Annotated in this window: 19 protein-coding genes; 7 read left to right on the plus strand and 12 right to left on the minus strand. The window is 59.5% G+C overall.

Annotation, left to right across the window (positions count from 1 at the left end; all coding sequences use genetic code 11):
* Positions 1 to 26: 26 nt before the first annotated feature.
* The 8 genes from SBA_RS21085 to SBA_RS21120 all read right to left on the minus strand — a co-directional run bounded on the left by SBA_RS21085 (position 27) and on the right by SBA_RS21120 (position 8007).
* Positions 27 to 1247, minus strand: a complete 1221-nt coding sequence (locus SBA_RS21085) for an NAD(P)/FAD-dependent oxidoreductase (protein WP_261936881.1) — start codon at positions 1245 to 1247, stop codon at positions 27 to 29.
* Between the two features lie 81 nt (positions 1248 to 1328).
* Positions 1329 to 1646, minus strand: a complete 318-nt coding sequence (locus SBA_RS21090) for a 2Fe-2S iron-sulfur cluster-binding protein (protein WP_261936882.1) — start codon at positions 1644 to 1646, stop codon at positions 1329 to 1331.
* Positions 1647 to 1717: 71 nt separating this feature from the next.
* Complete coding sequence (locus SBA_RS21095) at positions 1718 to 2884, minus strand: cytochrome P450 (protein ID WP_261936883.1); 1167 nt, start codon at positions 2882 to 2884, stop codon at positions 1718 to 1720.
* A 41-nt stretch (positions 2885 to 2925) separates the two neighbouring features.
* Positions 2926 to 3738 carry an SDR family NAD(P)-dependent oxidoreductase gene (locus SBA_RS21100; RefSeq protein ID WP_261936884.1) on the minus strand — a complete coding sequence of 271 codons (813 nt, stop codon included), beginning with the start codon at positions 3736 to 3738 and terminating at the stop codon, positions 2926 to 2928.
* A gap of 1 nt (position 3739) precedes the next feature.
* The gene (locus SBA_RS21105; RefSeq protein ID WP_261936885.1) at positions 3740 to 4885 is read right to left on the minus strand and encodes a serine hydrolase domain-containing protein; all 1146 of its coding nucleotides are present in this window, start codon (positions 4883 to 4885) and stop codon (positions 3740 to 3742) included.
* A gap of 78 nt (positions 4886 to 4963) precedes the next feature.
* On the minus strand, positions 4964 to 5197 hold the full coding sequence (locus SBA_RS21110) for a hypothetical protein (RefSeq protein ID WP_261936886.1): 234 nt from the start codon (positions 5195 to 5197) through the stop codon (positions 4964 to 4966).
* A gap of 122 nt (positions 5198 to 5319) precedes the next feature.
* The gene (locus tag SBA_RS21115) at positions 5320 to 6945 is read right to left on the minus strand and encodes a GMC family oxidoreductase (RefSeq protein WP_261936887.1); all 1626 of its coding nucleotides are present in this window, start codon (positions 6943 to 6945) and stop codon (positions 5320 to 5322) included.
* 57 nt (positions 6946 to 7002) lie between these two features.
* Entirely contained in the window at positions 7003 to 8007 is a 1005-nt protein-coding gene (locus SBA_RS21120; protein WP_261936888.1) for an MDR family NADP-dependent oxidoreductase, read from the minus strand.
* Between the two features lie 212 nt (positions 8008 to 8219).
* Between SBA_RS21120 and SBA_RS21125 the strand changes: the two genes are divergently transcribed.
* Complete coding sequence (locus tag SBA_RS21125) at positions 8220 to 9053, plus strand: SDR family NAD(P)-dependent oxidoreductase (protein ID WP_261936889.1); 834 nt, start codon at positions 8220 to 8222, stop codon at positions 9051 to 9053.
* Positions 9054 to 9108: 55 nt separating this feature from the next.
* Here the strand turns inward: SBA_RS21125 and SBA_RS21130 are convergent, their stop codons facing one another.
* From SBA_RS21130 to gcvA, 3 genes are all read right to left on the minus strand, one after another.
* A complete protein-coding gene (locus tag SBA_RS21130) occupies positions 9109 to 9891 on the minus strand; it encodes an N-acyl homoserine lactonase family protein (protein ID WP_261936890.1) in 783 nt (260 codons plus the stop codon).
* Between the two features lie 68 nt (positions 9892 to 9959).
* The gene (locus tag SBA_RS21135) at positions 9960 to 10916 is read right to left on the minus strand and encodes an SDR family NAD(P)-dependent oxidoreductase (protein ID WP_261936891.1); all 957 of its coding nucleotides are present in this window, start codon (positions 10914 to 10916) and stop codon (positions 9960 to 9962) included.
* 123 nt (positions 10917 to 11039) lie between these two features.
* Entirely contained in the window at positions 11040 to 11996 is a 957-nt protein-coding gene (gene gcvA, locus SBA_RS21140) for a transcriptional regulator GcvA (RefSeq protein WP_261936892.1), read from the minus strand.
* 232 nt (positions 11997 to 12228) lie between these two features.
* Here gcvA and SBA_RS21145 point away from each other — a divergent pair, with 232 nt between their 5' ends.
* The 6 genes from SBA_RS21145 to SBA_RS21170 all read left to right on the plus strand — a co-directional run bounded on the left by SBA_RS21145 (position 12229) and on the right by SBA_RS21170 (position 20647).
* Positions 12229 to 13407, plus strand: coding sequence for an acyl-CoA dehydrogenase family protein (locus SBA_RS21145; protein ID WP_261936893.1), 1179 nt, complete (start codon positions 12229 to 12231; stop codon positions 13405 to 13407).
* On the plus strand, positions 13404 to 14561 hold the full coding sequence (locus SBA_RS21150) for a CaiB/BaiF CoA transferase family protein (protein ID WP_261936894.1): 1158 nt from the start codon (positions 13404 to 13406) through the stop codon (positions 14559 to 14561). Before SBA_RS21145 ends, SBA_RS21150 begins: the two co-directional genes overlap by 4 nt.
* A complete protein-coding gene (locus tag SBA_RS21155; protein WP_261936895.1) occupies positions 14554 to 15771 on the plus strand; it encodes a CaiB/BaiF CoA transferase family protein in 1218 nt (405 codons plus the stop codon). The genes SBA_RS21150 and SBA_RS21155 overlap by 8 nt, the downstream gene beginning before the upstream one ends.
* Positions 15772 to 16084: 313 nt before the next feature.
* Positions 16085 to 16930, plus strand: coding sequence for an alpha/beta fold hydrolase (locus SBA_RS21160; protein WP_261936896.1), 846 nt, complete (start codon positions 16085 to 16087; stop codon positions 16928 to 16930).
* 145 nt (positions 16931 to 17075) lie between these two features.
* Positions 17076 to 18413 (plus strand): spinster family MFS transporter, encoded by a 1338-nt coding sequence (locus SBA_RS21165; RefSeq protein WP_261936897.1) that lies wholly within the window; start codon positions 17076 to 17078, stop codon positions 18411 to 18413.
* A gap of 38 nt (positions 18414 to 18451) precedes the next feature.
* A complete protein-coding gene (locus tag SBA_RS21170; protein ID WP_261936898.1) occupies positions 18452 to 20647 on the plus strand; it encodes a TonB-dependent receptor in 2196 nt (731 codons plus the stop codon).
* Positions 20648 to 20892: 245 nt separating this feature from the next.
* Here SBA_RS21170 and SBA_RS21175 read toward each other — a convergent pair whose 3' ends face one another.
* Positions 20893 to 22359, minus strand: a complete 1467-nt coding sequence (locus SBA_RS21175; protein ID WP_261936899.1) for an aldehyde dehydrogenase — start codon at positions 22357 to 22359, stop codon at positions 20893 to 20895.
* Positions 22360 to 22397 lie beyond the last annotated feature (38 nt).

The raw sequence follows: 22397 nt of genomic DNA on the forward strand, positions 1-22397 counted from the left end.
GGCCCGCATGCCCCGGCAAAATTCGTTCAGGCAACAGCTGCGGCGGCAAGTTCCTTCAGCGGCGTCGAGGCATCGGCAAGTTTTTCGGCCGAAATGACAAGTGCCCCCTGCACCAGCGCCTTGCCCTGCACATAATCACGGGCGACGTTCACGCAGTCCAGCGCAATGACACGCCCGTCACGAAGGTAGATCAACGAAAAGGCCCGCGATGCCGGATCGCCTCGGAACACGGTCTGGTCATAGCCGGTCGACAGACCGACAGTCTGTAGCTTGAGATCATATTGGTTTGACCAGAACCAGGGGACGGTATCATATGGCTCGCCGTCGCCGGTGAGGTATTTCGCCACGGTCGCGGCCTGGTCGTTGGCGTTCTGAACCGATTCAAGGCGGATCGTGGTGCCCTGCGCGTAACGGTTGGAATGCGCTGCACAATCGCCGATGGCGAAAATGTCGGAGACGCTGGTGCGGCATAATTCGTCGACCAGAATGCCATTGCCGGCCTCCACGCCCGCTGCCGCTAGAGCCTCGGTCGCGGGGATAATCCCGATGCCCACGATCACCATGTCTGCGGGGAGCAGTTCTCCGGTCGCCAGACGAACGCCGCTGATGCGACCACCCTCGCCTTCCAGGCATTCGACCTGTGTCGAGAGGCGGACATGCACGCCATGTTTTCCATGCTCCGCCTCGTAGAAGCGCGACAGTGGCTCGCCGGCAACGCGCGCGAGAACACGGTCCAGCGCCTCGACGAGGGTGACGTCTTTCCCGAACTTCCGCAGCACGGCCGCAGCCTCGAGACCGATATAGCCGCCGCCGACGACGACCACCTTGCGCACGTCCGGCAATTCGTCCTTCATCCGGTCGACATCGGCGCGGGTGCGAACATAATGGCCCAGGCAGCTGAGCCTCCGCGGCGATCCGCCTGTCGCCCAGACCAGCGAGCCATATTCGATGAGCGAACCGTCACTCAGCGCCACCCGGTTCTGGTCGGGAAGAACGCGTTCCACCCGGTAACCAAGGAGCATCTCGACATTTCGCTCTTGCCAGAATGCCGTCGGCCGGATGAGAATACGCTCGAAGCTCTTGTCGCCGGAGAAATAGTCTTTCGAAAGCGGCGGCCGCTCATAGGGCGGCTCGGGCTCATCGCCGACAATCGCGATGGTGCCTTCGAACTTTCGCTGACGCAGGGCCACAGCAAGTTGGGCACCGGCATGCCCGGCTCCTACAATGAGAACATCAAATCGGGCCATATCGCCCCCCGCTTTATTCAAATGCCAATGGTTCCCGAAAGACAAGGTTGGCCTGTTACCGCCCCAGTCCCTGATGACCGCTCAATCCTCCGGCGCGATCTGCACACGCAGGCCGGCCAGGGCGTCGGAGTAGATGAGCTGACAGGCAAGACGCGATCTGTCGTTGCGATGATCGGAGCTATCCAGAAGGTCATTCTCGTCGGCGGTGACTTCGGAGAGAGCGTCGAGCAGCCCATCCTCGACATAGATATGACAGGTGGCGCAGGAACAGCAGCCGCCGCAAAGAGCCAGAAGTTCATCAAGGCCGGCGTCCCGGATGACTTCCATGACGCTCATGCCGACCTGTGCCTCAAGCTCATGCTCTTCACCCTCGCGCGTGGTGACGATGATCGCGCTCAAATTTCTACTCCTGTGGGAATGGTAGGTTTGGCTTCACCGTTGCCGGGCGGCGCAGGTGAAGCCAGTCAATATCAGACCAAAGATACGCTCAGATGCTCGACCTCGGTTACGAGCGACCCCTCAACCTTGCGCCAATCCCCCTTGAGGTGGATGTTCGGGAAACGTTCGGCGATGATCTTCATCGTCTCGGTAATTTCGAGCCGCGCGAGCGTGGCGCCCAGGCAGCTGTAATGGCTCGACCCGAACATGAGTGCGCGCGAAGCCGGGCGGCCCATCCTGAAATTGTCCGGATCCTCGAACTTGGTTTCGTCCCGACCACCTGAGCGGGTCGAAATCCAGATCCAGCTGTCCGCCGGGACGGTGAAGCCATTCACCTCGATGTCCTTCGATGCGTGACGCGCAATGACGCCGAAGCGCGGACAAAGCCGATAGGTTTCTTCCGCAGCTTGCGGAGCGGCCGTCGGCTTGGCGAGCACCTGTTCCCAGCGGCTACGGTCCTCCAGCAATGTGCCGAAGGTCAGGCCGAGCTGGTGAAGCGTATTGTCCATGCTGGCGATGAGGAGCGACATGGCGACGGTCTTGACCTCATCATGAGAGATGAGCCCCTCCAGTTCGCACCGGATCAGTTCGGAGGTAAAATCGTCGCCCAAGTGCGCGCGCTTTTCATCGATATGTTTTTCGAGGAATTCCAGGCCCTCCCAATAGGCGGCCTCGGACTCGGGAAGGCGATCTTTGTCGAGCGTGAGAAGTGGCGGATTGATGGACTCGGTCACGCGGCCGATCCATGGCGCCATTTCACGCGGCGCCGAAATCAGGTCGCAATAGAGCTGCGTAGGCAGACGCCACGCGATCTGGGACATGAAATCGACGTCCGTTGGATCCTCGATGTCGTCCAAAATCCCATTGATGATGGCGCGAACGTCCCCCTGTAGCTTCGCAACCTGCTGAGGCTTAAGCAGTCGCATGTAAGGCTGACGCATTTTGGTGCGCTGATCACCTTCGTTGCAGACGATCTGCTTGTTCCATTCCTCGCGATAGGGACCCGAGGTGAGGCCGACAGCATCAAGGACTACGCCGAAACCGCCGCCTATGTCGAACTCCTTGCTGCTCATGATCTCCCAACCCTGATCATGAGTGAGCACCTCAAAGCCGCGCGGGCTCCTGCCCACCCAGCTCTTCTGACGAGCGGCCGCATATTCCTCCCGGCTCGCGAGCGGCGAAACTTCGGGAATATCCATCAGTTGAGCTGCAGACATTGTTCAATCCACTCCAAAAAATCTTAATTTGCGCCCGCTGGCCTCGAAAGGTCGTCCATTCGTGTCCCGGTGCCGCCGAGCGACGTGCCGCCATCGACGACCATGCTATGACCGGTCACATAGCTTGCGTCATCGGAACAGAGCCAAAGCACCGCCTTGGCCATCTCCTCCGCCTTGCCCGGACGTCCCATCGGGATGGCGAACACGAGCCGGTCGATGAAAGGTTGAGGCAGAGCGCTGATGAAGGGCGTGTCGACGAGCCCCGGGCATAGCGCGTTGATCCGGATGCCCTTGGCCGCGTAGTCCATCGAGGCCGCTTTGGTGAGACCGACCACACCATGCTTGGTCGCGGTATAGGCTGACAAATTATAGCCGCCCATAAGGCCTGAGACCGAGGCCGTATTGACGATGGCGCCCGTGACACCCCGGTCGAGAAAACTGCGCAGCTGCGCCTTCATGCAATAGAAGATCGCACTCAGGTTGACGTCGGTGACTCTGCGCCAGTTGGCGCTGTCGAGCTCCGCCAACGGCACGGTATTCGCCTCGATACCGGCATTGTTGATCGCGTTGTCGAGCCTACCGAGCTCGCCCCATATCGTTTCGATAAGGCGGGAGACTGACGTCTCGTCGCCGACATCGACATGATAAGCGCGCGCCAGACCACCAGCCGCCTGAATCTCCCTGGCGGCGGCATTCGCCGCCTCAAGGTTGATGTCCGCAATGGCAACCATGCTGCCAGCGGCTGCGAAAGCCCCGGATATGGCGCGTCCGATACCGGACGCGCCACCGGTCACAAGCGTGACGGTTCCAGCATAGTCGTAGGAAAGCCTAGCCATCTTACAGCATCGCCGAAGCGACGGCATCGGAATAGCGTTGGAACCGGAGGATGTTATGCCCCTCATGCATGACACCGGCGGTGAGGCAGACGAAAGTAGCATCCGCAACCGGATCAACCCAAAAGATCGAGCTGCCGGCACCATTATTGCCGAACGTCCCCTCGGAAGTCAGCGTGCCATATTGGCTGTAATTGAGAGTGCGCCCCTTCAGCGAGAAGCCCAATCCCAAATAGGCCGGATAAGCCTTCCAGCCCATTGAGAGCGCGAGCCAGCGATAGAGTTCATTCTCCATATCGCCCGTCCAGCACTGGGTCGCGAGCTCGATAGTGCGGGGCGCGACGATCCGGGCCCCGTCAAGCTCGCCGCCGCGGCGAAGCATCTCGGCAAAGCGCCACATATCGTCAGCGGTCGCCACGCAACCGACATGGGGCATCTCGGCGAACTCTTCCTCGAAGATGCCGTAGTCGCCCTTGTTGGTATGACCGGGCGAAGTGATAGGCAGAGTGCCGCGCATGTCGGGAATGATATGGCGCGGCTGAAGGTCCTTGCGGACACCCATGGCGGTGTTGTGCATCTTGAGGGGCTCGAACAGATCCTCGCGATATATGTCCCGCAGCGAACGCTTCTTGGGATCGGTGCGACGAATGGCTTCGCCCATCAGCGCATGATTGACGAGAGGCTGATAGTTGCAGCGCTGGCCAGGCTCCGTCATCCCGCTGACATAGGTGCAGATATCCGCAATGACTTCGTCGAGCTGATCCTGGAGCGCACCCGGACGGACTTCCCAAAGCCCCGGCCATCCGGCGGTGTGGGTCAGCAGGTGGAAGAATGTCGCCTGGTCGCGCGGCGGGCCGGCGAACTCGGGGATGATGTCCGATACCTTCGTGGTCAGGGCGAAGCGGCCCATCTCGATGGCGCGCAGCGTCAGAATGTTGGTGAACGCCTTGGTCATCGAGAAGATGGAGAAAACCGCGTCCTGGCTTATCGGTTTCTCACCGGCAGCGTCGCTATGCCCGATCGTCTCGTTGAAGACGAGTTCGCCGCCGCGGCCGACACGAACCGAGGCACCATAATAAAGGCCCTTCGCGATATCCTCGCGGATCATCTCCTTGAAATGATCCAGTCGCTCCTGCCAGACTTGCACCATATTCTCCTTGGTCCTTCTTCCTTTTCGGCAGGCAAAACCCCGGAAGGCTCAGCGCTGCATCCTCTTCAATCCGGCCGGTCAGATGCCGGCAACGCGCGAGCGCCGCCATAGCCCGACCGGCTCGCCTCCATTCGCGTCGCCTTGCCCCGCGCGCGAACCGCCGCAAGATGCGGCATTGCGCACCAGGCGACCTTTCGCCTGCATGAAGGCACGACGATCCGGGGAGCCTTCAATCACGCGGGAGAGGAGCGCCGACGATATTCCAGCGGAGCCATCATCGGTCAGCCATTCGTCCACGCGCATCAAACGCATCCCCTCCTGTGCTACCTTGCGCCACCATGCCTTGCCATGCGAGCCGGACAGGGCGCTTTTGCAATCTATCGGAAAGACTTGGCGCCCGGCAGCGCCAAATTTTCGCAATCGTTGATTTTAAGTCAATCAATAGCCGGTCGGAGCGGCGGCTTGCCCAATATCATGTCGGCGGCCTTTTCACCGATCATGATCGCCGGCGCGTTCGTGTTACCGCCCGGAATTGCGGGCATGATCGATGCGTCGGCAATGCGCAGGCCGGCTATGCCGCGAACACGCAGCTGGCTGTCGACGACCGACATCTCGTCATTGCCCATCCGGCAGCTCCCGACGGGATGCCGCACCGTGTACAGCGCCCGGCGCAGATATGCCGTCAATTCCTCATCGCTTTGCGCGTCCAAACCGGGAGAGACTTCCTGTTTGATAAGGCTGCTGAGCGGCTCGGCGTGATAAATCTTGCGAACCTGCCTCAGGGCGCGAATGAACGTATCGAGATCACGTTGATCCGAGAGCAGATTGAGCTGAATCTTCGGCGCCTCCGCTGGGTCTGAAGACCCGAGCTTAAGCGTACCGCGGCTGTAGGGGCGCAGGAGCACGATCCCTGCTTCAATGCGATGCTCCTGGCGACGGCTAATACCGGGAACATAAATCTGCGCGTCGCGGCGCAGTGGATTGAAGAAGACCTGGACGTCGGGTCGGTCCAACGATGGCTGGGTCTTGATGAGACCTTGTCCGCTGAGGGGCTGGGTAGCGAATGGTCCTTTGCCCAGAAGCGCCCATTGCAGGAAGTTCATTGCCACTTTGTCGATCCGCAACTGCCCAAGCGGAGTGATCGGCTCCTTGGTGAGATTTTCCATCATGGTCGCCGCGTGATCGGCTATGTTAGTGCCGACGCCAGGCAGATTGAGGATGGGCGCAATCCCAAGGGGCGCGAGCTCGTCTGCATTGCCGATACCCGAAAGCAGCAGCAAACGAGGAGTATTGTAGACGCCTGCCGAGAGAATGATCTCTTTGCGTGCCCTCACCTGCCGGAGCTTGCCGCGCTGCATGAACTCTATGCCAACGGCCTTCCCGTTTTCGACAAGGATACGCGTCGCCTTGGCGTGCAGTTCCACCTTGAGGTTCGGTCGACGCATCGCAGGCCGCAAATAGGTCCGCGCGGTGCTCGATCGCCGACCGCGTTGATCGACCGTGATGTCGGAACTCGGCGAAATGCCTTCGAACGGCTCTGCGTCGAGGTCATTGACGATGGGGTAGCCAAGGCTTCGTGCGGCCTCCACCAACGGCTCTGAAAGCATTCCGCGCGGGGCGACCCGAGTCGTCTTCAAAGGCCCGTTCACGCCATGATAGCGGCTGCCTGGCCGCCAGCTGCCTTCCGCGCGCTTGAAATAGGGCAACACCTCTTCATAGGACCAGCCTTCGCACCCCATCTGACGCCATTCGTCATAATCGATGGGATTGCCGCGCGAATAGACCTTGCCGTTGATCGAGGACGAACCGCCCAGCAAATGCCCCTGCGGCAGGTCAATGCTCCGGTTGTCGAGATGCGGCTCGGGCTGCGACTTGAAACCCCAGTTCAGATTGGCGGGCCGGTTCCGGTAGAAGCCGATCCCCATATGGAACACGAAATTCCAGTCCGATCCTCCGGCTTCCAGGACGAGAACCGAATTTGCGGGGTCTTCCGAAAGCCTAGACGCGACGACACCGCCGCCCGAGCCGGACCCCACCACGATATAGTCAAAGTCAGTCATTGCTTCTCGTCCATTCATTCTGCCCGCTTGCAGGAAGCGGTATGGGGGCGTTCGATCTCAAAGGCGCGCCATCAGCTTGCCGGCATTCTTGCCGCTCAGCAGCAGATTGAGCGCCTGGGGTATGTCCGCAAATGGAACGACATGCGTCTGGACCTTCAGACTTTTCTGACGATAAAGGTCAAGCAGCCGCGCATCGAGGTCAGCCCCCTGCCCGTCAAAATCACCGGCCACATAGCCAAGCATGCTCGCTTCACGGAAAATGAGCATCGGCAGGTTTCGGATGCCGCGCTCCTGCTGACCGCCGCTCGCGTCATATTGCGAGATCGCTCCGCACATGACGATACGGCACCGATGCGCCATGTGAAGGAGCGCCGCATCCAGCGTCAGCCCGCCCACATTGTCGAAGAAGAGGTCGATACCCTCGGGAAAATGCCGGCCGAGCGCTTCGTCCAGATCTTCTTCCTTATAGTCGATGGCGCCATCCAGCCCGAGATCCTCGACAAGGTAACGGCATTTGGCCGCCCCCCCGGCAATGCCGATCGTGCGGCAGCCCATATTCTTGGCAAGCTGCGCTGCGATCGCGCCCGTGGCGCCTGCCGCCGCCGACACCAGAACCGCATCGCCCGGCTGGGCCTTCCCCACGGCGAGCAGTCCCCCCGCCGCTGCGCGACCCACATGCGAGAGGATCGTCATCTGTTCAGGATAAGGCATTTCCGCCTCGGCAAGCGCCGGACGGATATATCGGGCGTCGACCGCGCAATAGCGCGCCCACCGCCACAAGCCGGTGATCACCTGCCCCGGTTCATAGCCGTCGGCTCGAGAGCGGCGGACGACGCCGATCCCGTTGCCGAGCATCAAATCCCCCTCGCGGACAGGCATATATTGGAGCGCCGGGTCGAGCTTGGCCCAATTGAGATGCGTGGGATCGAGCGAGAGCAGCAACGATTCGACCAGCACCTCGCCCGGCCCGATGTCGACTTCCCCCTGATCGACCAGAGCGAAACAGGATGGATCGTAGGCACCTAACGTCGATCGCGAGATGGTCCACCCAGGATTGATCATATCGTCCGCTCCCTGGCCTGTCGGCCAATGTTGTTGATTGCCCATGCGTTTGTCGACAAGGCCTGGACAAAGCGTCATCATTCCCTCCCTTTTTCGTCAACCGACTTTTGGAGAGCCGCGTTGATCTGAACTCAAGCGAGCGGCCCAAAGCTCGCTCGCGCGATCGATCCGGCACGCTATCCTTGCGCGACAGGCAATAAGGAGCGGAGCTAATGGGCACAGAATTACTGGGCGCAGAATTACTGGGCAAAGTCGCGGTCGTCACGGGAGGTTCGTCCGGCATCGGACTGGGAATCGCGCATCGGCTCGCGGCGCGCGGTTGCCATGTCGTGCTCATCGGCCGCAATCAGAAGGCTCTGGACGACGCGGCGGCCGAGATGAACGGCACGGCATTTCGAACCGACGTGACCGATGCCGACGGGCTCCGCGAGGTTGCGGAAGCGATCAAAGCGCGCTTTGGACGCCTCGACATCCTCATCAACAATGCCGGCATCGGTCCTGTGGCGCGCATGGCGGACATGACGAGGGCCGACTGGGCGTGGATCATCGATACGAATCTCTGGAGCGTGATCAACGGCCTGGACGCGTTCCTGCCGTTGCTCTGGGCAAACCCCGAACCGAGCTACATCCTCAACACATCCTCGATCAGCGGCATGTTCACTGGACCGACTATCGGCGGCTATGCGGCAACCAAATATGCCGTGGTCGCCATGTCCGAGACGCTGGCAGCGGAGATGGCGCAGGCGGGCGGCAAGACGAGCGTCAGCGTCTTCCTGCCGGGTCCGGTACGATCCAATATCCACGAGAGCGATCGGAACAGGCCCCAGGACCTGGACGGCCAGCTCAAGAGCATGCGGCTCGAAGACGCCGAAGGTTTTGAGAATGTCACGATCCCGTGGATGGACGCCGACGATGCCGGCGAGATCGCGGTCAGCGCGATGCTGGCCGGCACGCTCTACATCTGGACACATCCGGAAGGCACTGCCCCTATTTCGGCCCGTTTCCGGGCCATCGAACAATCGATAAAGGACAGCAAAGCCGGTTGAGATCGGTGGGATGGTCCAGCGGCATACCGAAAGCCGCCGGACCAACCTTGGCAGCTCAGCCGATCGGGACGGACTTGGGAATAGTGGCCCAGAAGTCCGGGTCGTGGCTCGGGAATACCCGCGCGCCCTTGCGCTCAAGCGACGAGAGCATCTTGAGCGAATCCATGAACTGATCGGCATTATGGCAATGGCCCGGCAGACGGAACTCATCGAGCGAGCGTTTGAGGCTACAGCAATCCCCCGTTAGTACAATGTCGCCGCCATCGGTCTTGATCTTCGCGGACTGATGACCGGGCGTATGGCCGAGCGTCGGGAAAATGACGATCGTGCCGTCCCCGAACAGGTCATGTTCTCCCCGGATCTTCAGGTAAGGCTGGCCGAGGTCATATTCGCTGATTTCGTAGATCGGATCTTCCGCGACATTGTGGAAAGCGTGATCATATTCGCTTTCCTGAACGACGATGGTCGCATTGGGGAAATAGGCATTACCACCCGCATGATCGGTGTGAAGGTGCGAAACGATGATCCATCTGACTTCACCCGGATCAACGCCGATCGCCTTCAGTCTCTCGTCGATCGTGTCCCCCTGCTCCAGATCGATGAAGCTCTCAGGCTGGGTTCCTTTGGGCCGAATAAACCGCGATCCAAGCCCCGTATCGAACAGCACGAGTCCCTTGGGATGGTCGATCAGAAATGCGGTGACCGGCGCCCGTATCTCGCCGGGTTCCCCATCAAGAAAAAAGGCGACCGGCATATTCACATGGCCAACCGTAAAGCCGAACAGGCGGACGCCGTCGCCCGGCTTGCGCGGCGCAGTCGGTATTTCAACGGCGCTCATTTGCTCTCTCCAATATGTTTTTCATCAGCTGATCACTCCGAGGATCAAGCTATCTGGACAACTGCGAGTCAAAGGTTCGCCAACGCATTCAGCACATCGGCCGAAGGCATATCAGCCTCAAAACGGCCGCCAGGGAACAACGTCCAGCGGTGATCCTGCCTGGGCAGTTCAGCACTGGCCTTCTCAAGAGCATCGACCGTCCACTTCTGACCGCCATTGCTGGCGTGATGGGCAGCGCTCCATTCGTTGAACAGGTAGAGATCGTCGCCCCATGTGCCAAATACCCTGCCCGTGAACGGGCAGTTGGGGCTCGCGAGGAACAGCACCACCTGCGACACATGCTCGGGGGAGTTGGGGTCGAACCCTTCGCGCGGTGCCATCATCTCGATCATTTCGGGCGGCGCCCCTTCCAGCATGCGGGTGCGCGCCATGGGCGCGATGGCATTCGCCCTGACGCCCAGCGGCGCCAGTTCCAGGGCTGCGGAAATGGTGAGAGCCGCGACGGCTGCCTTGGTCGCGCTGTAGATATTGATCGGAGGCATCGGATGCAGGCCGGCAGGAGACGCAGTGTTGATGATGGCGCGACCCTTCTTGGGTCCAGTCTTGCGCCAATGTGCGGCTGCCGCGTTCATCGTCGCCGTTACGCCCTTGAAATTGACGGCCGCGGAAAGATCCCAATCCTGTTCGGACATCTCGCCGAAGACTGAAATGCGGCTGATGCCGGCATTATTGACGAGGATGTCAATGTCACCAAAAGCAGCGATCGCGCCATCGACCATCGCATGCGCACCCGCCCAGTCGGCGACGCTGCGCGTGTCGGCAATAGCTATTCCTCCCAATTCCTCGATCTCGGCTACCACGGACTGGGCCGGTCCTGCATCTCCACCCTCGCCCGTATTGGACCCACCCAGGTCGTTCACCACGACCTTCGCGCCTGCGGCTGCCAGCGCAAGGGCGTGCTCGCGACCAAGCCCCCGGCCACCACCAGTCACCAAGGCGACCTTGCCAGCAATCGACATCGACATCTCTCCTTCGAACAACAGGCATGCGCGCCATAGGCACGCACATCCAATCTAAACTTACAGCGTTGTTCTGTGCAGTCAGGCTGTCAATTCAAGCGAGATTTTTGCTTGGGAGTTGACCTGAGGTCACGCGACGGCAGGAATGCCCCATTCGGCGCGCCGACGAGCGATTTCCTCTTTCAATGCATCCATGCGTAGATGGGTCTTTCTAGCCTCTTCCAGCATCCAGTCGCGAAATGGCTTGAAGCTGGGATTGCGTGGGGTTCTGTCCGGCCAGATGAGGTTGTAGCTGCAATCATCCGGCGTGGAGATCGGGAACGGCATTACCAGTGTGCCAGCTTCCAGGTCGTCGAGGATCAGCGGCAACTGTGCCATTGCGATTCCAACGCCATCCGTTGCCGCCTGATAGGCGAGGCTGGAGCTCTCGAATTGCATAATGCTGGCGCCAACAAGATCCGGCATGCCAGCCTCCCTGAGCCAGCGAGCCCAGTTTGATGGACGCGCGGTCGAATGGAGCAAAGTATGGCGCGCCAGATCGATAATCTGATTTAGTGGAATGCCTTGCCGCAACAATTTCGGGCTGCAAACTGGAACAAGATCGGCTTCGAAAAGATGACGCACGACCGATTGCGGAGTATCCTCGTGCCCAAGCTTTATCGTTGCGTCGAGATCATCGCGCTGAAAATCGACAGCCGTCAGGTTCATCGTGAGCTGTAAATTGTTCCCTGGATGCTGGGAATAGAAAGAGTGCATGCGCGGCATGAGCCAGCGAAGCGTGAAGGTCGATGAAGTCGACACCCGCAACGGCGCACCCTCGGGTACTGCCATGAGTTGCTCGGTTGCCGACTTGATAAGAGCGAAAGCGTCGGTGATTTTCACAAGATATTCCGTGCCCTCCTGGGTCAGGCTGACTTCCCGGTTCGCGCGATGGAAAAGCTGAAGCGAGAGAAAATCCTCAAGCACCCTGATCTGCCGGCTAACCGCGCCTGGGGTAACGCCAAGCTCGGTGGCCGCGAGCGTGAAACTGAGCTTTCGCCCGGCGCACTCGAAGGCACGTAGCGCCGTAAGGGGCGGTATCCGCATCCTCTCATCCTTTTTCAACAACCATATTTGAGAGGCGCGCATCCTTTTGGCCGGCGCGCGCGATCTCACTGCCCCAATGGTGCCCGATTTGTGAGTTTAGATCAACCGTGCAGAAACCCTTTCGATTGCGGCGTGACAGAAGCGGCTCCTATCAGGGTCGATAGACAGTGCCCGGGGCACATTTGTGAGAGGCGGGAGAGGAATGGACTTCACATTACCCGAAGACGCGCGGATGATCGGGGAACTGACAGCGCGCTTCGTTGCGGACGAACTGATCCCGCTGGAGCGGCTGGTAATCGAGCGCGAAGCCAATCGCGGCATGGGTGGCGATCCACTTATCCCCCCGGAGATTGAGGCGAAGCTGAAGGCGCGCTCAAAGGAACTGGGCCTGTGGGGCATTGATGTTCCCGAGCGGTTCGGCGGCCACGGCATGGGCGCGCTGATCAAATGCGTCGTCACCGAGCAGATGTTCTATTCGATCACGCCGTTCATCCTGCCTCCCGACAGCCCCAACCTGCATTTCCTCCAGGAATCGTGCAAAGGCAACCAGATCGAACGCTACCTGCTCCCTTATGCGTCGGGTGAGAAGAAGTCGTGCTTGGCCCTCACTGAAGCGGGCGCTGGCGCCGATGCCGGCGGCATCAAGCTCAAGGCGGAGCGGCGCGGCGACAAGTGGGTGCTGAACGGTGAAAAGATGTGGATCAGCGGCGCGCGCACCGCCGACTTCATGATCGTCATCGCGTCGACGGACCTGAGCAAGGGCACCCGAGGCGGCATGACCGCCTTCCTCATCGATCAGGGCACACCTGGGGTGACGGTGCCGCAGGAATTCTCGGTAATCGGCGGCAATTTCCACGCCTATTCCGTCAATTTCGATGAGGTTACGGTAGACGATGATCAGGTCCTTGGCGAAGTCGGTCAGGCGTTCGCCCCCCTACAGAACCGGCTCGGCATCCGTCGAATGGAGTGCGCCTGCTGGTGCCTTGGTTATGCGCAGCGCGCGCTCGACATGATGATCGAGCAGGCCAAGGCGCGCGTCACCTTCGGCGCGCCGCTGGCAGACCGGCAGACCATACAGTGGTGGATTGCAGACAGCTTCCAGGAGATCGAGATGGTGAAGTTGCTCACCTACCGGCTCGCCTGGCAACTTGATCAGGAGATCGACGAAGGCAAGCGCGCTGAAATCCGCCGTGGTGCCGCCATGGTCAAGGTCCAGGCCACCGAAATGGCGACCCGCGTGATCGACCGGGCCATCCAGATGTTCGGCGGCATGGGGCTCAGCAAGGAGCTTCCGCTCGAGTTCATGGCGCGCGAGGTCCGCGTCCTGCGCATCGTCGAGGGTCCATCGGAGGTCCATCGGTGGATGATCGCACGCGAACTGCTTCGTGACGGGAGGCCGAGCGAGATATGAGCGGCCGAACCGCCCTGGAAGGCGTCCGGGTCCTTGAGCTGTCCGGACTATATGGCGCATATTGCGGCAAATTGTTCGCGGACATGGGGGCGAGCGTCACGCTGATGGAGCCACTTGCTGGTTCGCCCATGCGTCAGAAGCCACCCTTCGTGGGCGACAGGCCAGGAGAGAATAGCAGTCTGGCTTTCGCCTATTTCGCAGCCAACAAGCAAAGCGTCTCAGCGGACCTGAAAACCGCTGGCGGGCAGGCCATGTTGTTTCAGACTGCATCGGAGGCGGACTTACTGATCCTTTCCGATCATCCAGACGCAGAAGTCGTGGACCTGGAAGCGCTGTGCGCTGCCAATCCGCGGTTGGTTTGTACACGGATCACGCCATATGGAAGCAGCGGACCCTATAGCGCCTTCTCAGGTGACGATCTCACACTCATGGCAATGGGTGGGCTTCTCACCATGGCCGGCTATCCGGACTGCGCGCCGGTCGTTGCCTATGGGGAGCAGGGTCTGCTTGCGGCGGATCAGTTTTCGGCCGTCGCATCACTGGCCGCGGTTCTGCGAGCGGAACGAACCGGGCAGGGCGAGCTTATCGACCTTTCGATCCAAGAGGCTATCGTAATGGCCCTTGAGAATGCTGCGCAAACCTATCAGCTCGAAGGCAAGGTCCGCAACCGTTCCGCGAGCGCGCGCCGAGCAGGAAGCGGCATATTCCCCTGCAAGGATGGTCAGATTTACCTTTTGGCCGGAGGCATTGGGGAAACGGCCATGTGGGGCAGTTTCGCCCGCTGGATGGCAGCTGAGAATATCCCTGGCGCTGAAATTTTCGCTGCACCAGAATGGAACGACACGGCGCTGGGCGCAGAGGAGAAGTTTCAGGCCATCTTCCTGCCCTTTGCGATGGCGCAGACAAAGGATCAGCTTTATCAGGGCGGAAAGACCTGGGGCGTTCCCATTGCTCCTATGTCAACACCAGTTGATCTGCTGAGCAACCGCCAGCTTCTTCATCGTAAATATTTCGTCGAACTCCCAGCAGGTGCAACGCTCAGCGGCACTCCGGTCCCTGGCGCTCCCTACAAGCTGAGCGCCACGCCATGGAAACTGCGCACCCCCGCTCCCGCGCTGGGGAGACTAGATCCCAAGGACGCATGCAATGACTGAGCTCCCGCTTACCGGCGTCAAGGTCGTCGATTTTTGCTGGATCGGCGCCGGCTCGTACACGACCAAGCTCCTCGCTGATCTAGGCGCGGACGTTATCAAAGTCGAAAGCAGCAAATCCCTCGACAGCCTTCGCCTTGCTTCGCCCTATGCGGGCGGGATCAAGGGCGTCAATCGCAGCGGCTATTTCGCCGATCGGAACAGCTCCAAGCGCAGCATCACGATCAACATGAAGGACCCTCGCGGCGTTGCGATTGTCCATCAGTTGATCCGCAACTGCGATATCGTCGCCAACAACTTCCGGCCGGGCACGATGGACAAGCTCGGCGTGGGTTACCAAGCGCTGCGAGAGATCAATCCCAGCCTGATTTTCATCGGCATGTCGATGAACGGCGACGAGGGCCCCGATCGCACGATGCTGGGCTATGGGATCACCATAGCCGCCCTGACCAGCTTTCTTGGCCTAAGTGGATATCCCGATCGGGAACCGACAGGCACGGGAACCAACTATCCAGATCATGTCCCCAACCCCTGTCACGGCGCATTCGCGATCATGTGTGCGCTGCGGCACAAAAACCGGACCGGCGAGGGGCAATTGATCGACATGGCTCAAACCGAGCCGATGTTGAGCCTGATGCCAATCCCGGTGATAGACTATAGCGTCAACGGGCGAACGGCTGGGCGGAACGGCAACCACCTCGAAGGCTTCTCGCCGCGCGGCGTTTATCCGGTCCAGGGAGACGATCGCTGGATCGCTATCAGCATCAGTTCGGACGAGCAATGGCTGGTGCTCCGCTCCATCTTGGGTGGCGTGAATCTCGTCAATCCGGACTGGGAGAAAGAAGCAGGGCGCAAGTCGGCGACTGGGGAGATCGATCGCGCAATAGCGGCACGAACGGCCGACCGAGACGGATATGCCTTGATGCAGGATTTGCAGGCTCAGGGCGTGACTGCTGGCGTGGTGCAGAATGCTTCGGACCTTGTGGACCGGGACCCCCAGCTCAAGCACCGCAATCATTGGCGCTATCTGCCGCATAAGGAAATGGGGGATTCGCTTTACAACGGCCCTCCCTTCCAGTTTGCTTCGGGACTGATCGGACCTCGTTTCGCCGCCCCTTTGCTGGGCGAGCACAATCGCGAGGTACTCACAGAAGAAGCCGGCCTGGATGGCTCGGACGTTCATGATCTCGTCGAACAGGGCGTTCTCGTTTAACTGCGAACGTCCTTGCAGCAGCCCTAAGAGAACAGGGCAGACCGGTTCATTTGGGGAGGGAGCATGAGAAGGAGCGTTGCGCATGCAGAAGGGGGGATACGGTTCGCGAGCGAATGACGCCCTGCATTGAAGGGCCTGCTTCCTCGAAATGATCGTGCTCAGCTATTTCGCCACTTTTTGCCTCCACCTCCGTTCCAGTGGCCACGCGATGAGAGGATTTCTCCCGGGGCGACCGATGCCATGGTTGCCCGCGGTAAGACGCTCCCAACTCTCGCGAACGCTCCTGATTGCATGCATTTAAGAGGAGGCGCCAATGCCGTTCATGGACAATGGTGAGTATAAGATCTGGTTCGAGGACGAATGTTTCGCACCTTCATGGCGGCCTCGCGACACCCTCGTCATCCAGCACGGCTTCGGACGCAATTCCGCTTTCTGGCGGCATTGGATCCCGAAACTGTCGGACACCTACAGGATCGTTCGACCCGATCTTCGGGGGCACGGGCGAAGCACGAGTTCACCAGCGCCCTGGTCGTTCGAGGAACTGGTAGATGATCTCGCCGAGTTCATTCGTGAACTGGGAGCAGGGAAAGTACATCTCCTGGGCGAGGCAAGCGGCGGCATGCTCGCTATCGGCGTGGCGGCGCTTCACCCCAACCTTGTCAAATCCCTTATCACGAGCAGCACGCCGCAAAAAATTGATCTTGACCATCAACGCTTTTTCTCCGCCGGCCGGGAAAGTTGGCGCGAGGCGATCCTTCAACTCGGATCGAAAGGGTGGGCTGAATGGCTTATCGCCCAACCCGGCACTGTGGCACAGATGGGCAGGAGACAGCGCCACTGGTGGCTCGAACAGTTTGCTTTGACGCCTGCCCAAATCCTCGCAGATCTCAGTGATGTGCTCATTACCACGGATGTTGCCCCGCTCCTGCCCCACGTCGCGGCTCCGGCGCTTGTTCTGGCGCCCATGCAAAGCGCCGCGACCAGCATCGCAGAACAGGTTAAGCTTGCGGAGACCATCCCCAATGCCTGCTTGCAGCCCATCAATGGCGTCGGCCACGAAATCTATATCGACAAGGTTGACGAGTGCGTGGCGGCTGTCAGGCAATTCCTTGCAAAGGTCAACTCAACCCCTCGTCAATCATCGAATAAAGTTGATTAAAAATCATCCAACCGGAAAATATTACCGGCTGAATTGCCATATTTTACGCCTATCTTTTTGAATGATGGCTCAATAGGACTCCGTTTCAATAGAAAAATAATCACAAGTCGGTCGCGTATGATCGAGTTGGAAGAGAGGTATGACGATGGCGCAATTGACTGCCCAAAACGTCCCTGTAGAGCTGGAAACGCAATCCGACTGCGATCCCTCAACAATGACCGCAAGCCCGGGGGCATATCGCTATTATGTCCTGATACTGCTTCTGGCGGTCTACTGTTTCAGCTATGTTGATCGTCAGATCATCGCCGTTGTCTCTCCGCAATTAAAAGCCGAGCTAGGCCTCAGCGATTCAGCGCTCGGCGCGATCAAAGGACTGGCTTTCTCTCTCTTCTACACGACGATGGCGGTTCCTCTCGCGATCCTGAGTGACCGCTGGCATCGCGTAAAGCTCATCACTATCGCGCTGAGCCTGTGGTCACTCATGACCGCACTTTCATCAATCGCGCAAAGTTTCGTGCACCTGTTTCTCATCCGTTGTGCTGTCGGCATCGGCGAGGCTGGCGGCAATCCACCATCTCACTCGCTGATCTCGGACTATTTTCGCAAGAACGAACGAGCGACCGCGCTTGGGATATTCCAGATGGGTGTACCGCTCGGCACAACCATCAGCTTTCTTGGAGGTGGATGGCTTGTTGCAACGCTTGGCTGGCGGGCAACATTCATTGCCGTCGGAATGCCCGGTCTCCTTCTGGCGGCCCTCCTTGCCTTGACATTAAGGGAACGTCCCCGCGGCGCTAGCGATGACCTGCCCGTCTCCCAAGTGCACGGTCGCTGGCAGGATCAGGTCCGGCTGCTGCTCGGCATGCGCAGCTTTGTCCTAGTCGCTATTGCCGGCGGCCTTCAGGCCTTCTGCGGTTACGCGCTCATGATGTGGCTTCTGGACTTTACCATTCGCTCTCACGGCATCAGCCTCACTGACGCCTCCCTTGCGATGGCCTTGGTGACCGGCATCGGCGGAGGGCTTGGCACTCTTGCCGGAGGCATCACCGTTGACCGGCTGAGCCGACGCGATTGCGGCAATTATTTCCTCATTCCGGGCCTCGCGCTTATCGCAAGTGCGCCATTGTTGCTTGCCGGACTCTGGGCACAGCCTACAATGGGTCTCTACTGCCTGTTCGCGGCCTTCACCCTCCTGTTTGGATGCATGGGACCATTTTACGGGCTGGTTCAGATGCTCGCACCTGCAAATTGTCGGGCGCTTGCAGTCGCCATCTTTTCGCTCAGTCTCAGCATCCTTGGAGCAGGATTGGGACCGTTCCTGATCGGTGTCCTTAGCGACATTCTTCAAGGCGTTGCCGGCTCCAATTCGGGTCTAAAGTGGGCGCTTTGCGTCGTTCCGGCAGCCGCGCTTGCAGGAGGCCTCCTGCTTGCCTTCAACCGTCGGATCGTCTCTGGGGACCTCAAGCCCGCCTCGCACATCTAAGCGGCACTTTCACTACAACATAACGAAGGGGATGATCCATGAATTGGAAGTCGTATTCACGCGCCTTGATGATCGGGGCAATGCCGATAGGTTCGCTCGCCTTGGGTGGTCCGTGCGTGTTAGCTCAAGACCAGCTTAGCGATAGCGGACCTCAGGATATCATTGTCACAGCGCAGCGCAGGTCGGAACGACTGCAGGACGTACCGATCTCTGTCGCTGCCATCACCTCGACCCAGCTACAGTCGGCAGGGGTAAACAGTCTCTTTGATGTGGCGCTTCTGGCTCCAGGAGTGAAAATCCAGCAATATAATGGCGGCATCCTCCCCATGATCCGTGGCGTCAGTTCGAAGATAGTAGGCGCAGGACTGGAGCCACCAATCGCGACCTATGTTGACGGCGTCTACATCGGCTCTCCTTTCTCGACCACCTTCTCCTTCAACAATGTCGAGCGCATCGAGATATTGAAGGGACCGCAAGGAACGCTGTTCGGTCGTAACGCGACAGGCGGGCTCATTCAGATCGTCACCCGCGATCCCAAGCAAGAGCCTGGCGGCACGATGAAGCTGAGCTATGGCAATTTCGACACAGTCGAAGGAAGCTTCTATGTGACGGGCGGATTGACCGACAATCTCGCAATCGACTTGTCTGGCCGCCTGTCGACCCAAGGCAAAGGATGGGGCACCAACCTCGCCAACGGGCGCGACGTGAACAAGCTCTATCATGACGCAGGTATCCGATCGAAACTGCTCTTCACCCCCACTGACGATCTGGAGATCAGGATCACTGGGGACTATAACGACACGCACAATAGTCGGTTCGGTGCGCAACGCCCACCGCGCGGGTTCGTACCGCCCGCTCCCTACGGTCCGGCGTTCAATGGCGGCGATTGGGACATCGCGTCTGACCAGCAGCCCGATTTTACGGCGAAGGGTGGCGGCATTTCGTCCCGTCTCGACTATAACCTGGGCAACGTCGGACTCGCTGCTATCACCGCTTACCGCAAGTCGCGCTATCATGGAGTTTTCGATAGCGACTATACCGCATTTCCCGGCCGCTATGCTGAGACAATTGGCCGAGATGAGCAGTTCAGCCAAGAACTTCAGCTACAGTCGTCTGATGGTCATGGCTTCAACTGGACGCTGGGCGCCTTCTACTACTGGGCTGAGGGACGTTTCGATCCGATCGGCACAATCACCTATGGCACGCCTGCTACGCCTGGCGGCGTGCGACCTGCAACAGGTCGGTTCGTCCAGGCCGCGCAGGGTACGGAGTCGATCGCCCTCTACGGCCAGGCCAGCGCAGAACTGATGCCAAGGCTCAATGCAACCGTTGGCCTTCGCTATACCCATGAGAAGCGCGACCTGGAAGCGGACGCTTTCACTGTGACACCCAGTGGCATCACCGTGGTTACGACGCCTGAATTTACCTCGTCGACCAAATTCCAGAAGCTCACATGGCGCCTTGCCCTCGACTATCATCTGTCGGCCCGAACCATGGCCTACCTTTCCTACAATCGCGGCTTCAAGAGTGGAGGCTACAACACGCTTGTGGTGACTCTGCCGCCTTTCGCACCCGAAACACTCGACGCCTACGAAATCGGCGTAAAGAGCAGCATCGAAAGTTGGCTGACGCTCAATGGCGCGGCCTTCTACTATGACTACAAGAACATCCAGGTGGGCCGCTCGATCAACGGCCTCACCGGAACATATAATGCACCGGGCACAGAGATTTACGGCGCGGACGTCGAACTGCGCGCGCAGCCGACCAGAGCGCTTTCGTTAACCCTGGGCTACAGCTACGTGCATGGCCGGTATCTTGACTTTTCGGGCGCCCAGGTCGCGACGCCTCTCCCTGGCGGAGGCTATTCCGTCGGCACGGGCAATGTCGAGGGCAATCACACGATTTTATCGCCCGAACACAGCGTGACACTGGGCGCTAGCTACAATCACGAGCTTGGCGCGGGCATCTTGAAGCTGGATGCCAACTATTCCTATACCAGCCGCTATTATCATGAACCCGATAATGTCCTCTCCCAGCCCAGCTACTCGATGCTTGGCGGCACGATCGCCTACGAAACCAAGGCTGGTTTGACCTTCAGCCTGTGGGGCAAGAATCTCACGAACGAAGCGGTTGAGGTCGTCGGGGGTGTCCAGACCTTCGGCACGCTCGGGCTCGCCCGCTCCGCTTACGGCGAACCACGCACTTATGGTGTGACCGTCTCGGCGGCTTTCTGATCGAAACATGGGCAGCGCGGAACGCCGTGCCAGCGCTGCCCATGACCAGAAATTCATGCCGTGCTTTTACCGAACATTCATATCGGGTCCGGCCGACACCGTTGGAGATCGGGCATGAGAAAAGCCCTCCCGCCAAAGGCGCCGCTTTCAAAAGAGGTCCTTTTGCCGATCGTCAAAAGGCAGGCCAGCCAGGCCACGCCCAAGGACGCGGTATGGCTGGCCTGCCTTTTGAAATTGATTGCGAATTATAGTTTCATGACGAACGGAGTGGCCACCGGTGCACTGTGGTTGAGGAATATGCTCTTGGCCTCGAGATTGGCCATGATCGCGTCCATGCCATTTTCGCGCCCTGCACCGCTGTCCTTCACGCCACCAAATGGCATGGTGACACTCAGCATACGATAGCTGTTGATCCATACCGTGCCGGCCTCCAACTTCTCGGACATCCGGAACGCGCGTCCAAAATCTCGCGTCCATACGCCAGCGGCCAGACCAAAATCACTGTCATTTGCAATCTGCAACGCATCTGCCTCATCCTTGAATCGGATAACCGACAAAATTGGGCCGAAGACCTCTTCTCGCGCGATCCGCATTTGATTGGTCACGCCGGTGAATATGGTCGGCTGAACAAACCAGCCTTGCCGATCAATGCGCTCGCCGCCAAGAACGCACTGGGCCCCCTCCCCGCGAGCGATCGCCATATAGTCCAGAACCTTTTCGAACTGATCCCGAGTCGTGACGGGGCCGATTTGGGTTCCCTCGTCGGTGGGATCGCCGACAACAGCTGTCCTCGCAGTGGCAAGCAATCGCTCCACAAACTCGTCGTGGATATTCTCCTGCACCAGCAGGCGCGACCCCGCGATGCAGCTCTGACCGGAGGCAGCGAAAATGCCCGAAATGACGCCATTTGCCGCCGCTTCCAGGTCAGCATCATCAAAAACGATATTGGGCGACTTTCCTCCCAATTCCAGATCGCAGCGCGCGAAACGCGATGCTGCGATCTGGTTGATCGCGCGCCCGGCCTGCGTGCCCCCAGTAAAGCTGATGCGTGCGACCTTGGGATGCCGCACCAACGGATCTCCGGCCTCGGCGCCGAATCCCGTGATGACGTTGAACACGCCCTCGGGGAAGCCTGCCTCCTGCACGAGGCGGGCAAATTCAAGCGCCGACGCCGAGCTATGTTCGGACGGCTTGTGGATGACGGTGCAACCGGCTGCAAGAGCCGGAGCAATCTTGGCAGCGGCCAGCAAGAGCGGAGAATTCCATGGTGTAATGGCAGCGACCACGCCAATGGGTTCATAGCGCGTATAGCCAAAAACGCCGGGTCGGCCGACAGGCGGAACCGATCCCTCGATCTTGTCAGCCAAGCCGGCGTAATAATAATAAATCTCGGGAAGATATCCTGTCTGGGCCCGCATCTCCGTAAGGAGCTTGCCATTATCCCGAACCTCTATCTCGGCGAGCGTGGGAGCTGCTTTGACCAGAAGATCAGCCAGCCGCCGCAACAGCGCTCCACGCGCGGATGCGGAATAGCCAGACCAAGGCCCCGAGAGCGCTGCATGGGCGGCCTGTACCGCAGCGTTGACATCATCGATGCCGCCGCGCGGAATAGCCGCCCAAGCTTCCTCAGTCCAAGGCTCCACAGATTGGAAGGTTTCACCTGAGGCAGCGGCGACAAATTGGCCGCCAATGAACATCTGATATTCTTTCACGCTACCTCACCATTATTCATCAATCTGTGGACCCCAAC

Origin of the sequence: Sphingomonas bisphenolicum (assembly GCF_024349785.1) — a bacterium.
Classification (GTDB): domain Bacteria; phylum Pseudomonadota; class Alphaproteobacteria; order Sphingomonadales; family Sphingomonadaceae; genus Sphingobium; species Sphingobium bisphenolicum.